This window comes from Pseudomonas veronii (genome assembly GCF_001439695.1).
Taxonomy (GTDB): Bacteria; Pseudomonadota; Gammaproteobacteria; order Pseudomonadales; family Pseudomonadaceae; genus Aquipseudomonas; species Aquipseudomonas veronii.
This window is the reverse complement of the sequence record NZ_JYLL01000049.1, coordinates 19,900-34,150: the sequence shown is the minus strand read 5'-3', so window position 1 is coordinate 34,150 and position 14,251 is coordinate 19,900. Positions and strand designations below refer to the sequence as shown.

Annotated in this window: 12 protein-coding genes; 4 read left to right on the top strand and 8 right to left on the bottom strand. The window is 55.6% G+C overall.

The window, feature by feature from the left end:
• The first annotated feature begins 49 nt into the window (after positions 1-49).
• The 4 genes from TU80_RS33615 (at position 50) to TU80_RS30195 (ending at position 6,383) form a co-directional block, all read left to right on the top strand.
• Positions 50-391, top strand: coding sequence for a hypothetical protein (locus tag TU80_RS33615; protein WP_073844967.1), 342 nt, complete (start codon positions 50-52; stop codon positions 389-391).
• Between the two features lie 99 nt (positions 392-490).
• Positions 491-1,747, top strand: a complete 1,257-nt coding sequence (locus TU80_RS30205) for a TolC family protein (protein WP_008437421.1) — start codon at positions 491-493, stop codon at positions 1,745-1,747.
• A complete protein-coding gene (locus tag TU80_RS30200; RefSeq protein WP_008437420.1) occupies positions 1,744-3,228 on the top strand; it encodes an efflux RND transporter periplasmic adaptor subunit in 1,485 nt (494 codons plus the stop codon). Before TU80_RS30205 ends, TU80_RS30200 begins: the two co-directional genes overlap by 4 nt.
• A complete protein-coding gene (locus tag TU80_RS30195) occupies positions 3,225-6,383 on the top strand; it encodes an efflux RND transporter permease subunit (protein ID WP_008437418.1) in 3,159 nt (1,052 codons plus the stop codon). The genes TU80_RS30200 and TU80_RS30195 overlap by 4 nt, the downstream gene beginning before the upstream one ends.
• Positions 6,384-6,488: 105 nt before the next feature.
• Here TU80_RS30195 and TU80_RS30190 read toward each other — a convergent pair whose 3' ends face one another.
• From TU80_RS30190 to TU80_RS30155, 8 genes are read right to left on the bottom strand one after another with little or no spacing between them, the layout of a single operon-like run.
• On the bottom strand, positions 6,489-7,172 hold the full coding sequence (locus TU80_RS30190) for a DsbA family protein (RefSeq protein WP_008437415.1): 684 nt from the start codon (positions 7,170-7,172) through the stop codon (positions 6,489-6,491).
• Positions 7,169-7,465, bottom strand: coding sequence for a hypothetical protein (locus TU80_RS30185; protein WP_008437414.1), 297 nt, complete (start codon positions 7,463-7,465; stop codon positions 7,169-7,171). The genes TU80_RS30190 and TU80_RS30185 overlap by 4 nt, the downstream gene beginning before the upstream one ends.
• Positions 7,462-10,425 (bottom strand): conjugative transfer ATPase, encoded by a 2,964-nt coding sequence (locus TU80_RS30180; RefSeq protein WP_024073351.1) that lies wholly within the window; start codon positions 10,423-10,425, stop codon positions 7,462-7,464. Before TU80_RS30180 ends, TU80_RS30185 begins: the two co-directional genes overlap by 4 nt.
• Entirely contained in the window at positions 10,425-10,853 is a 429-nt protein-coding gene (locus TU80_RS30175) for a TIGR03751 family conjugal transfer lipoprotein (protein WP_008437412.1), read from the bottom strand. Before TU80_RS30175 ends, TU80_RS30180 begins: the two co-directional genes overlap by 1 nt.
• Entirely contained in the window at positions 10,831-12,321 is a 1,491-nt protein-coding gene (locus TU80_RS30170; protein WP_024073352.1) for a TIGR03752 family integrating conjugative element protein, read from the bottom strand. Before TU80_RS30170 ends, TU80_RS30175 begins: the two co-directional genes overlap by 23 nt.
• The gene (locus tag TU80_RS30165) at positions 12,311-13,213 is read right to left on the bottom strand and encodes a TIGR03749 family integrating conjugative element protein (RefSeq protein ID WP_008437410.1); all 903 of its coding nucleotides are present in this window, start codon (positions 13,211-13,213) and stop codon (positions 12,311-12,313) included. The genes TU80_RS30170 and TU80_RS30165 overlap by 11 nt, the downstream gene beginning before the upstream one ends.
• On the bottom strand, positions 13,213-13,866 hold the full coding sequence (locus TU80_RS30160) for a PFL_4703 family integrating conjugative element protein (protein WP_020302977.1): 654 nt from the start codon (positions 13,864-13,866) through the stop codon (positions 13,213-13,215). Before TU80_RS30160 ends, TU80_RS30165 begins: the two co-directional genes overlap by 1 nt.
• Positions 13,863-14,243, bottom strand: a complete 381-nt coding sequence (locus tag TU80_RS30155; protein ID WP_008437403.1) for a TIGR03750 family conjugal transfer protein — start codon at positions 14,241-14,243, stop codon at positions 13,863-13,865. Before TU80_RS30155 ends, TU80_RS30160 begins: the two co-directional genes overlap by 4 nt.
• Positions 14,244-14,251 lie beyond the last annotated feature (8 nt).

The following is a 14,251-nucleotide window of genomic DNA, read 5'->3' as shown; positions in this document are numbered from 1 at the left end:
TCTCAAGGGTGAATTGTAAGGGCCATTTGCACCGTCTACACTCCAGCTCATGAAACGCTACCTGCGGTTTTGCCTAATTTTCCTGATTAGCTTGGCGCTTCCCCTCAGCGGGATGGCGGGTGTTCAGACATCGATTGAACCATGCCCGATGAAAACCATGGGCATGGCGATGATGGATGGTATGGGGCAAGACTGCTGCCACGACATGAAAAGTCCCACCGAGCATGGCAAACCTTGTAAGCCCGGTCAGGAATGCAAAACTGGCGGCATGTTGCAAGTATCGATCATCAAGCCTCCTATCACCCTGTCCAGTCCTCTCATTCTATCATTCTCCAGCCATTTCCCGCTCGTACAAACCTCTTCAGGGGTATGGCGACCCCCACGTACTTGATTCCTGTACCACACTGAGCCTCATTCCGCGTTAGCGGGATGGCATATCTGCGCGCATGTCTTATGAAGCGCGCGGTGGATCATCACAGGAATCGTGAACATGAACTCCAAGTGCTGTTGCACAGGTTGGTCCTTCCTGGCCGGCCTGGCGGCAAGCGTACTTGCATTGCCGAGCTTCGCTAGCGCATTGACATTCGATGAAGCGCTGCGTCTGGCCGAAAACAATGCACCATCGTTGACCGCACAAGACGCCAAAATTCAAGCAGCCACTAGCGCGGCCATTCCCGCCGGCGAACTACCCGATCCCAAGCTACTGCTGGGCGTGCAGAACTACCCCATTGGTGGACCCGACAGATGGAGCATCGACCAGGACTTCATGACCATGCAAGTGGTCGGGATTAGGCAGGAGATGCCCAACAGCGACAAGCGCAAAGCACGTATCGAGGTCGCGGATGCGGCTGTTGATCGAGCGTCAGCCGAGCGTCGAGTGGCGCGTCTGAACGTCCGACAGTCCACGGCATTAGCCTGGATCAGAAGCTACTCGGTTGAGCGTAAAGATGCGTTGTTCCAGGACTTCTACAAAGAAAACCGTCTTCTGACCGATACCGTCAGAGCTCAGATTGCGGGTGGCCGAGCCCAACCCGCCGATGCGGTGACACCTAAACAGGAAGCTGCTCAACTGGCTGAGCAGCAGGATGATTTAGTTCGTCAACGTGCACAGGCCCGGGCCGCCCTCAAGCGCTGGATTGGCCCTGCCGCCGATGACAAACCGGTAGGCGGTTTGCCTGATTGGCCTATTGAGACCTCAGGTTACTCCCATAAGCTGCAACATCACCCCGAATTAGCGGCTTTTGTGCCGATGACCCGTGAAGCACAAGCCAAGATCCGTGAAGCTGAGGCGGAAAAGCAGTCTGACTGGAGCTGGGAATTCGATTATCAGCACCGAGGCCAACAATTCGGTGACATGGTCAGCGTGCAGTTTTCATGGGATCTCCCGCTGTTCCCTAACTCTCGGCAAAACCCCAAGATTGCGGCCAAGCACGCCGAACTAAACCAGCTTGAGGCTGAGCGCGAAGCCCTGTCACGCGAGCATACCCAGCAACTGGAGGATGAGTTGGCTGACTACGAGCGCCTCAATCGTGCAGTCAGCCGTAATCAGGAAAGCTTGTTGCCGTTGGCTAAAGAAAAGGTCGAACTCACGATGGCCAGCTACCGCTCCGGCAAGGGTGATTTGAACTCGGTTGTTGCCGCCCGACGCGAACTCATCGAAGCCCGTCTCAAGCAGGTTGACGTTGAAGAGCAACGTGCCCTGACCAGCGCTCGCCTGTATTTCTCTTACGGGGAGTCCGCTCAATGATTTTTAAATTATGGAAAGGGACTTTAATCATCGGCATCTCGATTGCCTTGGGTGTTGCCGGGGGTTACTGGTTAGCCCAACCGCGAATGAGCGGAGTAGCTGGTGTCGTACCGGATCATGAACCCAAAGCCTCTGCCGATCGAAAAGTTCTGTATTGGTATGATCCCATGTACCCACAACAGAAATTCGATAAACCGGGTAAGTCACCCTTCATGGACATGCAGATGATCCCTCAATACGCAGATACCAAGGGGGACAGCGCTGCCATTCGAATTGATCCAAGCCTGACTCAGAACCTTGGTGTGCGACTGGCTAGTGTCAGTCGAGGCGTATTTGCCTCGACACTGAACGTGGTAGGTGTGCTGGCCTTCAACGAACGGGACGTTGCAGTCATTCAGGCCCGTACAGCGGGTTTTGTCGAGCGTGTGTATGCCCACGCACCTGGTGATGTGCTGAAAGCGAATGCCGCCTTGGCAGATATCTTGGTGCCGGAGTGGGCAGCTGCTCAGGAGGAATTTCTCGCCCTCAAGCGTAGTGGCGATGCTGGCTTGCTGACAGCGGCCCGGCAGCGACTGCGGCTAACCGGAATGCCACTTACGTTAATTGCTCAAGTTGAGCGCACTGGCAAAGTTCAATCGAACCTGACGCTGACCAGCCCTATTGGTGGTGTGCTTCAAGAGCTGAGTGTGCGTGAAGGTATGACGGTGGCCGCAGGCGAGACGTTGGCTCGTGTTAATGGTTTGAGCAGTGTCTGGCTGGCCGTGGCTGTACCAGAGGCGGAAGCTGGGTCAATCGTAGTAGGGCAAGCAGCTGAAGCGCGTTTATCCGCATTCCCTGGAGTTGTGCTCAAGGGCGTCGTCAGTGCGATTCTTCCGGAAACCAGTTCGGACAGTCGCACACTTCGCGTTCGAGTTGAGTTACCCAATCCAGATGGCCGACTCAGACCAGGTTTGACCGCACAGGTAAGCCTCAATCGTTCAACGGAGCAAAGTGTTCTGTGGGTGCCGAGCGAGGCCGTCATTCGTACCGGTCGACGTGCGTTGGTCATGCTCTCTGAAGACGCTGGTCGATATCGCCCGGTGGAGGTGCAGCTAGGCCAGGATAACGATGGCAAGACGGCGATATTGAAAGGCTTGGAAGAGGGGCAGAAAGTGGTGACCTCTGGCCAGTTCCTGCTCGACTCGGAGGCCAGTCTCAAGGGCGTTGTCGCAAGCTCATTGGACGTTTCGCCATCTACTATGCCCGTTGGCGCTTTGCATGAGGCCGATGGTCAGATCGTTGAGATCAACGACAAAGAAGTCACGCTCGCCCACGGTCCCTTCAAGACATTGGGTATGCCAGGCATGACGATGACTTTCCCTCTCGCCACTCCTGCTCTGATGAAGGGCCTAAAAACGGGCGACAAGGTTCGGATCGCTGTTAGCCAGACGGACGATGGTCTGCGTGTTGAACGTCTGGAACGCTCTGGGGGCCAGCCATGATTGCGGCCCTTATTCGCTGGTCGGTGGCCAACCGCTTTCTTGTGTTGCTGGCGACGCTGTTCGTCACGGCATGGGGGATCTGGGCGGTTCAAAGTACGCCCATCGATGCATTGCCAGACCTGTCGGATGTTCAGGTAATTATCCGTACACCTTACCCAGGCCAAGCCCCACAGATCGTCGAAAACCAGGTGACCTATCCACTGGCAACCACCATGCTCTCGGTACCTGGGGCCAAGACTGTGCGCGGTTACTCCTTCTTTGGCGACAGCTTCGTTTATGTGCTGTTCGAAGACGGAACTGACTTGTACTGGGCCCGCTCGCGGGTGTTGGAATACCTGAGCCAGATACAAAGCCGCCTACCAGCCAGTGCTAAGCCAGCCTTAGGACCTGATGCCACTGGCGTTGGCTGGATTTTCCAGTACGCGTTGGTTGATCGCAGCGGTGGGCACGATCTGGCGCAACTGCGAGCCCTACAGGACTGGTTTCTCAAATTCGAGCTCAAGACGCTGCCGAACGTTGCGGAAGTTGCCACCGTAGGTGGCATGGTCAAACAGTATCAGGTCCAGCTCGATCCGCTAAAGTTGGCGAACTTGGGTATCACGCAGTCTGAGGTGACCGAGGCGATCGGCAAAGCCAATCAGGAAACCGGTGGAGCCGTGCTGGAAATGGCGGAGACAGAGTTCATCGTACGAGCTTCCGGCTACCTAAAGACGCTCAATGACTTTCGCGCCATCCCGCTCAAACTGGGCGCGGGCAGTGTGCCGGTCACGTTGGGCGATGTTGCCACGATTCAGTTAGGGCCTGAGATGCGTCGAGGCATTACCGAACTCGACGGTGAAGGTGAGACCGTCGGCGGCGTGGTGATTCTGCGCAGCGGGAAGAATGCTCGTGAAACCATTGCGGCGGTCAAAACCAAACTCGACGAGCTGAAAAGCAGTCTGCCGGCGGGGGTTGAAATCGTCACCACCTACGACCGCAGCAAGTTGATTGATCGTGCCGTGGAAAACCTCAGCCACAAGCTGATCGAAGAGTTCATCGTCGTCGCGTTGGTCTGCGGAATCTTTCTCTGGCACCTGCGTTCATCTCTGGTGGCAATCATTTCCCTGCCGGTTGGGGTGCTGATCGCCTTCATCGTGATGCGCTATCAGGGTATCAACGCCAACATCATGTCCCTTGGCGGGATTGCCATCGCCATCGGCGCTATGGTCGACGCTGCCGTGGTGATGATTGAAAATGCCCACAAGAAGGTCGAGGCTTGGCACGTGGCCAATCCTGGGGAGGAACTGAAAGGTGAACGTCATTGGCACGTGATGACTGAAGCGGCTGCCGAGGTAGGACCTGCATTGTTCTTCTGTCTGCTGATCATCACCCTGTCGTTCATTCCGGTGTTCACGCTGGAGGCTCAGGAAGGACGTCTATTCGGTCCATTGGCGTTCACCAAAACCTACGCTATGGCCGCAGCGGCTGGACTGTCGGTAACTCTCGTACCGGTGTTGATGGGGTATTGGATTCGTGGACGAATTCCCAATGAGCAGCAGAATCCGCTAAATCGCTGGTTGATCCGGATCTACGAACCCGCTCTGGACGCCGTATTACATCGACCTAAAATAACGCTGCTGGTTGCGTTGCTAGTCTTTGTCAGCGCGTTGTGGCCGATCTCTCGTCTGGGTGGTGAGTTTCTTCCCCCGCTGGACGAAGGGGACCTGCTCTATATGCCATCAGCTCTGCCTGGATTATCGGCGCAGAAGGCCGCGCAACTGCTTCAACAGACTGACCGTCTGATAAAGACAGTTCCAGAGGTCGAACACGTTTTCGGCAAAGCCGGCCGCGCTGAAACCGCGACTGACCCAGCACCTTTGGAAATGTTCGAAACCACCATCCAATTCAAACCACACGAACAGTGGCGCCCAGGCATGACCCAGGAAAAGCTCGTTGAGGAGCTAGACCAAGCGGTGCGTGTCCCAGGATTGACCAACATCTGGATACCGCCGATTCGTAACCGCATCGACATGCTGGCCACTGGCATAAAAAGCCCTATTGGTGTGAAGGTTGCCGGTACCAACCTGACGGAGATCGATGCCGTCACCCAAGCCATCGAACGTGTTGCCAAGGATGTCTCAGGTGTGAGTTCAGCGTTGGCCGAACGACTGACCGGTGGCCGCTATATTGATGTGGATATCGATCGTAAAGCTGCGGCCCGCTATGGGTTAAATATTGCCGATGTGCAATCGATCGTGGCCGGCGCAATCGGCGGTGAAAACGTCGGGGAGACGATTGAAGGGTTGGCTCGTTTCCCAATTAACGTACGTTACCCTCGTGAGTGGCGGGATTCACTCGGCGCTCTGGAGCAGTTACCTATCTATACCCCTCTAGGCAGCCAGATCACTCTTGGCACCGTTGCGAAGATCAAGGTCAGCGATGGTCCGCCGATGCTTAAGAGTGAGAACGCCCGACCTTCAGGCTGGGTGTATATCGACGTGCGGGGACGGGATATTGCTTCGGTAGTCGCCGATCTACGACGGGTCGTCAGCGAGCAGGTTAAGTTGCAGCCTGGTATGAGCCTGAGCTACGCAGGACAGTTCGAATTTCTCGAAAGGGCCAACGCACGACTCAAGCTGGTGGTGCCTGCCACGCTGTTGATCATCTTCGTGCTGCTTTATTTAACCTTTGCTCGCTTCGATGAGGCCTTGCTGATCATGGCCACTCTGCCATTCGCACTGACTGGTGGGGTATGGTTTCTCTATCTATTGGGATTCAACCTGTCGGTCGCCACTGGTGTCGGCTTTATCGCTTTGGCCGGTGTTTCTGCCGAATTTGGCGTAATTATGCTGCTTTATCTGAAGAACGCCTGGGCTGAGCGTGAAGACCTCGGCGATAGGACCGAGCACGGGCTGATGGCCGCGATTCGTGAAGGCGCTGTCCAGCGCGTTCGGCCCAAAGCCATGACTGTGGCTGTCATCATTGCTGGCTTGTTACCCATTTTGCTGGGCAGCGGGACCGGCAGCGAGGTGATGAGCCGAATTGCGGCACCCATGGTTGGAGGCATGATTACCGCGCCCTTGCTGTCGCTGTTTGTCATTCCGGCAGCCTATCGACTGATGCGTCGCCGGCACCTCTCAGTTGAGCCCATCAATCCTCAAGAAAAAGTCGTATGAAACTGACCCTGATTGCAGTTGCAAACACCGTATTTGCGCTGTCTCTTTCGGCCCACGCGTAGGACATGCCGGGCATGAAAATGTATGAATGGAATGCAAGCTCATTTAATGACAATGGCTAAGTGATTTAACGTTCGACTTTTGCAGAGCGTCGCAGCTCTTTTTTTGAGCCAGCCAATCACGAGCTGATAATAACAATACCCCGTCAGCTGGTCCCTCAAGCTTTACGGAGCTGCCAGTCGTGTTGTCTTTAATTATCACAGTAGGAGTTGCCGTAATGCCCGCTTTGAGGGCCTCCTCGACCTGTTGGCCAACATGCCGGGCGATCACTTTGTCGGTAGCTGCACAGGACAATAAGTCCTGGTAAGTAACATCAACGACGTTCAGATGCCCATTGAAACCCTCACCGTTGCTACGGGTCCGGTCAAAAATCTGGTCAATGGCTTGCCAGAAGGCAGGTGCGCCACCAAGCGCCCCCGCACATTCAGCGAGCTTGGCTTCGTGTAATGCGGTCGGACCGTGCACATCCAGTGGCAGATGATGCCACTGCAGGTTTACATCCTTCTGCTGCTGTATCCAGGTTTTCAACGCAGGTGTGTACGTCTTGCAGTAGGGGCACTCCAGATCCGCGAACTCAGTCACAGTCCAGCGTGCTTTGGAAGGACCAAACAACCACGGGCCTGTGTTGTGCGGGGATGGTATCTCACTTCGAGTGAGGGCTAAGCAGGCCATCGATGTGCCTGCCAAAACGCACCCCAGCATCAACCAATATTTGCGAAGGCCTATCATGCCCGAGCCTCTGCTGGCTTCGATGAAAGCAGCGCTTGTTTACGAAGGGCCTCAAGAAGAGCGTTCTCAGCATTCTCGGGTTGTGGGTGCTGTAGCAGCCAATTGGCTAACACCGCGTGAAGTTGGGACTCGATGTCACGACGATCCACCGCACGAACCAAAACCTGTTGCAGTTGCTCTATCAAAACGGGGGCACACACCTCAAGGGTTTGAAGGGCGTCTTCACCCGGTTGTTCAAGCAGCTGGGTCAGACTTTCTATAAGGTTCTGGGTCAGGGAATTCAATGCTCTCATGCTTGGCGCTCCAAGGCCGTGACTTGCTCGGGGAAAGTAATGATGTGAGGTTCGATACCGCGATAGCGGTCAAGCGTTGCAGCAACTTCAATGGCCGCATCCAGCTCGCTGCAGCCTTTGGCTTGCATGATGTCGAAGCGTTGCTTTTTCTCTTCCGGCTCGGTCATGGCCAGGGCCAGATACAAACTCGGTGGTACCGCCCGGAATAACATTTCCATGCTTTTGGACAACACGACGCCCTCGGTGAATTTGCCGCTTTCTTTACGCGCTGACAGCATCATCGACTTCTGTGCAGGAGTCAGTTCACGAAACCGCGCGATCTTCTCCACCTCATCAGGCGGCATGTTTAAGCACATCCACCACTCGATCATGTTGAGCAGGGCTGAGGCCTCTGGCGGCACGTCGTCAACGTTCTGGGTGGCCATCCAGAACCAGGCGCCGAGCTTTCGCCACATTTTGGTAATCTTGACGGAGTAGGGGGATAGGAGTGGGACCTTCAACTGGATGTGGCCTTCGTCGGTGAAGCAGATCAGCGGACGGCCTTTAAACTGGTCACGCTCGGCAATGTTGTTGACCGTGTTGAGCAGGGAAATATAAGCGATGGCCATCTGTGCGCTATAGCCTTCTCGCGCATAGGTGGCAAGGTCGACAATGGTAATGTCCGCTTCTGGCCATGGGGTGCCAGGACGGTTGAACATGTCGCCTTCGGTGCCCATACAGAACATGGACAAGGCTTCCGCCATCTCCAAGAATCGTGAGCTTCGGGCGTCTGGAATACCGGGCTCGAGTCCCATTTCTCGCAGCGCTTCACGGATATCTTCCGGCAGAACGATACGTTGCTCCGTCACGCATTTTTTCGCTGCATTCAGTATGCATTGGCGGATGGCGCTACGGTCGGCACGAGTAAGACGGGCATCCTCTTTTTCTTCACCACCGGTGATCATCAGCCTGGCCGCAATTTCCATCTCGCCCAGGATGTCGCGTTGTTCATCCTCGGTCTGGCTAGTCAGATGTTCGTCCGACGCCTCAAGATCATCAGCTTGGATAATCTTCACGTTTTGGCTGGGTTCGATGAGCTTCACGGCATCAGCGAATGGCGCGAGGCTGACACCCGATCCAGGTGCAAGTCGAACCCGGTTTACCGTCAAACCCAACTTTTTGGCGAAATCACCGAGTAAGCCGAAGCTGTTGCCAGCCTCCACAATGAATAGACGTGGCCGATAGATGGCGATGATTTGGCTAAGGATGTTTGTCGCGCTGGCCGATTTACCTGAACCCGTAGGCCCGAAAATGAACAAATGCGCGTTCATCTGCCGGTCCAGCTTGTTCAGCGGGTCGAAGGTTATCGGCGCTCCCCCACGGTTAAACAGGGTAATACCCGGGTGCCCGGTTCCGGTCGACCTACCCCAGACGGGGGCCAGGTTCGCAATGTGTTGGGCGAACATCAGTTGTGCGTACCACTCCAGTGCTTTGCGCGCATTGGGGTCGAAGTTGCCGGGTAGCCATCTAAGGTAGGAGTTCAGCGGTGCCACTTCATCCCGAGGTTCCACCGGCTCCATGCCCGCACCCAGCAATGCGCTGCTGAGTTGCAAACTGCGTTCGTGCAGCTGGGCATCATCTTTACCCCGCAGGTAAAACGCTACGCTACCTCTGTACAGCTTGTGCTTGCGCCCGAGCAACTGACGGGCGGTGGCGACGTCTTCGCGTGTCAGGATCGAGGCCTGAGTGTCTCCAACTGCCTTGCGTGAAAGCTGTTCCAGATGCCCTTCGAGAATGTCCTGCGGGGTGATCACGAGAGTGATACAGAGAATGGTGTCCTCTGGCATTTTGTCGAACAGTGCGTTGAGCGCATCACCGCCCTTTCGGGTTTCACCGGTTAAGTGCCCGGTCTTGGGAGCATCCCTCAAGCGGTCAAGCATCACCACCTGATGGGGAAGGCCGTCGAAATACCACAGACCTTTCTCTATATCTGACAGTGGTTCGCGATAAAACAGGTTTTGCGAGAAGTCAGTGCCGCTGGCGAGCGGCAGCTCGCCCTCTGCAGCACCAGGTGCTTGCTTGCACACCAATTCGTAGAAGCGGCGAATATCTGCATCGGCAGGGCCAAGATGATCGGGACGTGGATTGAACCAATGAATCAGCCAATGGCGAATGGCGTGGCCATCCATGCGATGGGTTTTAATGCCGGCGTTCGCCAAGCCGCCCACCAAGCGATCGCAGATGATTTTCAGGTAAGGACCTGGTGCCTGGCCTCGCACATCCGCTTGCGCGCCTTGGGTACGGCGGTAGACAACAACACGGACGCGGCGCTGTTGGCCCCTCCAGGGCAGTTGGCTGACCTTGGTGTCTTCAAACAGCCCGCCTGGTTTGGAGATGGATTCCAGGTGTTGCTTCATCAGCTTCAAATAAAGCTCGGTGAATGCACTGCCTTGTGCGCGTGGTTGAACGTAGTCATGCAGTTGCTGAAGGTAATCGTCCCAGCTGGTTTCGTCCTGGGCATAGAGCTGAACCACCCAGGGTGAGGTTTCAAGCTCGTCGAAGGAGTCCTGGAGGGCGTTTTCCAGGGCGTCGCGGGCCTTGCGTAACCATTCGGGATCCCGACCTTCAGTACCAATCGGTGTCAGCTCAAAAAAGGCAGCACGAGACACGCCGTCTTCCAATAGCATGGCTTTTTCTGCAGGCAGGTAATCTACCCACGGCAGTAGGTCTACGAAGGAGGGGTTGACGTGGTATAGACGGTCAGCATCAGCGGTTGTGGCTGGCTTTTTCTTTGGGTTACGCCAATCGCTCGGCGAGGGAATACCCATGGCAGCAAGGCGTTCGTAGTAACGCTCTGTAGCAGCCTCAAACGTCTCGGTTGCTGGTCCCTGCACATCGTCAGATAACGGCGAACCTGGTGTTACGCCAGGTTCCACACGCTCTGTCGCCCGTCGCGTTTTGAATCGTTCAAAAAAACCCATCAATATGCCTCCGTGCGTTCGCCAGGCATGGCGTATTGCACCCGCTGATACAGCGGAAACACCGTGGTGTAGCCTGGGATCGGTGCCGGGTCTGAACCCGCTAAATGAGGAAAGACGTACATCACCAGGTCGGGATTGGGTAGGCGTTTAAATTGGCTGTAGATCTCGTTTTGTGCGGTACGTGTGAACATGGTGTTGTCTGTTTCCCTCGTCTCCAGAGGCCGACGAAGATCTTGGCGTGCATCGAGCAATTGGCGGCTGCTCGAGCTGCTTGAGCCGCTGGAGCCTTGATCCCAAACGTCCATCATTGTGCGGTCCCCATGGGGGAGCAATTCGTCTTTGTTGGTGGAACAGGCCGAGGCGAGTAGGGCGATGGCCAGGTATGCACCTAGTTTTAAGCCATGATTAGTCAAGCGCAGTCGAAACATGACGGGCTCCTGAGCGATAGTTGACCTTGCGGCCATTGAGTTCGTAATCGATGGTCAGTTGCTGGTCCAGGTGCACAGCTATCTTTGCCCCGGGTTGTACATACACCGCTGCGAAGGCTTGCCCGTAGAGTTTGTTGACCCAGCTGGAGACGTCATTGACGCCCTGGCCAATAATTTTGCCCATGGCTTCACTGCCCGAGCCGCCGACAGAACCGATGGTCCCGGACTGAGGGTTTATAAAAGAGCCGCTGTTTCCATCTGACTTGATGAGGGAGGCAGCACCTGCGCCGGCGGCGGTAATCAGTACCTGCGAGCCAATGTATTGCGAGGCGTTGCTTTTGCGGTCGCCACTGATACAAGGAATGCCATAGGCATCGCTTATCCAGCCCAGGCCACCCTGAATGGTGGTTTGGTTGCCATTGTTCTGATTGTTACTATTTTGACTGCTATTCGTTTCTTCCTGAGGTTGTGGCAGCGTGCGCACAGTGCCGTCATTGAAGACGAACGTCAGGCTTTTGATCTGACCGCGTACGCAAGACAGGGTCCAATCGCCGGAAGCCGTTCCGCTGGCCACCGCGCCGGCGACGTCGGGCAAGTCGATGCCGTTGGCCGTGAGATTGTCCGGCCCGATCAATACCTTGAACGGGTAGGGGTCGTTGACAGTGCCGTCAATGGGCACCCGGCCGATCAGCGCGGACATGGCCACCGAACCCATCAATGTCGAGTTCTGCGGCAAGGTGTAGACCTTGCGCACCTGTTTGCGGGCCTCCTGTGGCGAGATTTCATTCGCAACACTTTGAGCGCCCGTGCGCAGTGCATTTTGTCCTCGGTCCACGGACTCGCCAAAAGAGGTCGGGAAGTTGAAGCCGCTTGCCGTTTGATTTGTCCCTGCAGCGATGGGCTTGCCGTTGACATCGACCGGCGTTGCGTCCTGCGGCTCTATCCAAACAACGTCCGCGCCAGGTCCGCCTTTGAAGCCTTGACCGTCACCTGGCTGAACGCCGAAGCCGATCGGCAAATCAGATCCAGACTCATTGCCACTGCCCGATTTGCTGCTCAGGGTATTGTACTGCTGCTGCAGTGTGTCCAAGAGGGTTTGGCTCTGTTGTTGCGCCTCCTGCTTCATCGTTTGCTGAACGTTCTGCAGTTTGTTATCGACGTTGAGGTCGATGTTCTGCAGGCGTTTTTGCAGCTCGATGTTCTGTTGCTTTAGTTCGTCATTGTTCTTCAAAGCATTGGAGACTTGGTCCTTGAGTTGTCTGCTTTCCACGACAATGGTGCGCAATGTGTCGCTGGGTGTATCTCCGTCAACCCCAAGCTTTTTAGCCTCCTTCGTACTAAGTACAACCGTTTCCGGCGCATGAACCTGTTGGTCGGCACTTTCGCGATTGAATAATTTGACCACTACGTATATCGCCAGGATCGCGAACGGTATGACCAGGTATTTAACAAGTGGATTACTCTTCACGACGGCCTCCCTTCGGATCGATCTGGCTGATGGCGGCCGGCAATAACGATTCGGCTAGACCATGACCACGGGTCACCAAGTAGACCGTCGAGGTGTCGCTGGAATCACCTTTGGCGCCAAGGTAGGGATGCTGAAAAGTCGCGGTGACAAAGTCACCCATCAGGTCACGCGGATCCAATGTGAGGTTTTGGGCGCTTGTGTTACGTAGCTTCACCGCCGTGACCCAATACTCGTCTAACCGCCACGACCCCAACGCAGAGGCTTCGACCGGCAATATCGGCATTAGGGTGGTGAGGTCCAAACCGCGCTTCAGATTGATCTGAGCAATCCCCTCCACGGGCTCAACGGTGCGTAGGGGCGCGTAAAGCATCTGTGCGGCATAGCGCGTCATGACCACCGGAAGAGGGGTCTCACGACGCGGTTTCGGCGCGTCCTCATCCTCCTCGGCTTGAGCGCTGGCTTGGGCCGTGGAAGAAGTTGAATGGTTGCTTGTAGGTTTGGCGTTGACTTGGCCGTAACGCGGGGCGGGACTGTCCCCGGCTACAATTTTAGCCGGCTCGGATGCGACCTGATTTGGTTTCCCTACCGTTGCGATGATATCCACGAGCATGATCTCACCGGAGTTCATGTTCTGCAGCTGTAAGCGAGTCGGTTCAATCGGCTCTTTCGCCAACAGGTAGAGGGCACCACCGGTGCTCTGCACGCGCAGTTTGTCGACGAGGTTACGAGGCAGACCCACCCGTACGTTTTGGTCCACAAAGACAATACGCTCCTGACCCACGATCAAGGGCAGTGCTATAGGGATACGATCCCAGCGCAGGATTTCGACGGCGTTGGCCAACCCGCAGAAGTGAAGGGCTACGAGCCCGATGATCAGTAGGCGGCGTGTCATCATTTGCCTCCTGCTCTGGTCGTTTCTGCGGAGACTTCGATGCGTTGTGGATTACTGCTATAACAGTCCCAGGCCAAGCCGAATGGGTTTTTTTCGGGATCGACGTCGAATCGGATAATTCTTAACGGATAGCGAGCAAATGCCCGCTTTACGCGCTCCCCGCCGTAGTGCTCGTCAGCGGTGATGTCCAGGTTGACGGTCCAGTCATTGATGCTGTGCTGTTCAATATGTTGCTCAGACTTATCGTCGATGCCTCTGCCTGGAATTTCAAATACACCCCGCTCACGTTTGCGCAGTTCCCCGCTATTGCGGCGTAGCTCGAAATCTTTCTGCAAGTAGGCTTTGCAGCTGGGAGTCAGGTAGCTTTCCAAGCGGGTAATGTTGTCCTCGTAGTCGGTTTCACCGTCAACGGGCCAACGGTTCATCTGCTGAAAAATGTACAGACCGAAGGCGTATACCGACTCCGGTGGAATATCCCACCACTTACGGGTGCTACCTGAACGTAGATCTGGAGGTACATGAACAGTTAGGTCACGCGGTGCGCTCTGCCAGCCATAAGCCATGTACAGACCCAGGGCAATGAGAAAACCAATGACCATGCGCAGGCTGTTAATGTGGGCCAGTTGGGCGTCTACTTTTTTACGGTAAGTCATTGAACCTCCGTTCGATGACAGGTCCACGCACCTGTACGAGTAATCAGCAGGGCTTTATTCCAGGTAGGAAAGAACCGCGCGATGTTCAATTGCATCTGGCGGTATAGCCATGTATCAGGTCGGCCGCGTTTCCACCGACGCAAGAAACGACTGGCAAGAAACAGCCCTAGGACAGCACAGAGCATGGCGGCGCCGATGATAAGTGCCCAAATCTGGGTCAATATCGCGGCCGGAATACCGATAACCAGCCCTGCGCCGGTGCTCAACGCCAAGGTGGCCCACATTTCGTCAGCGGTAAGGCCGCCCATGATGACTGGCTGATTGTTCAATCGCACAGGGAGGAAAATCAGGGTCCCATCGTCTGAGAGTTCTGTCATGGCCACGG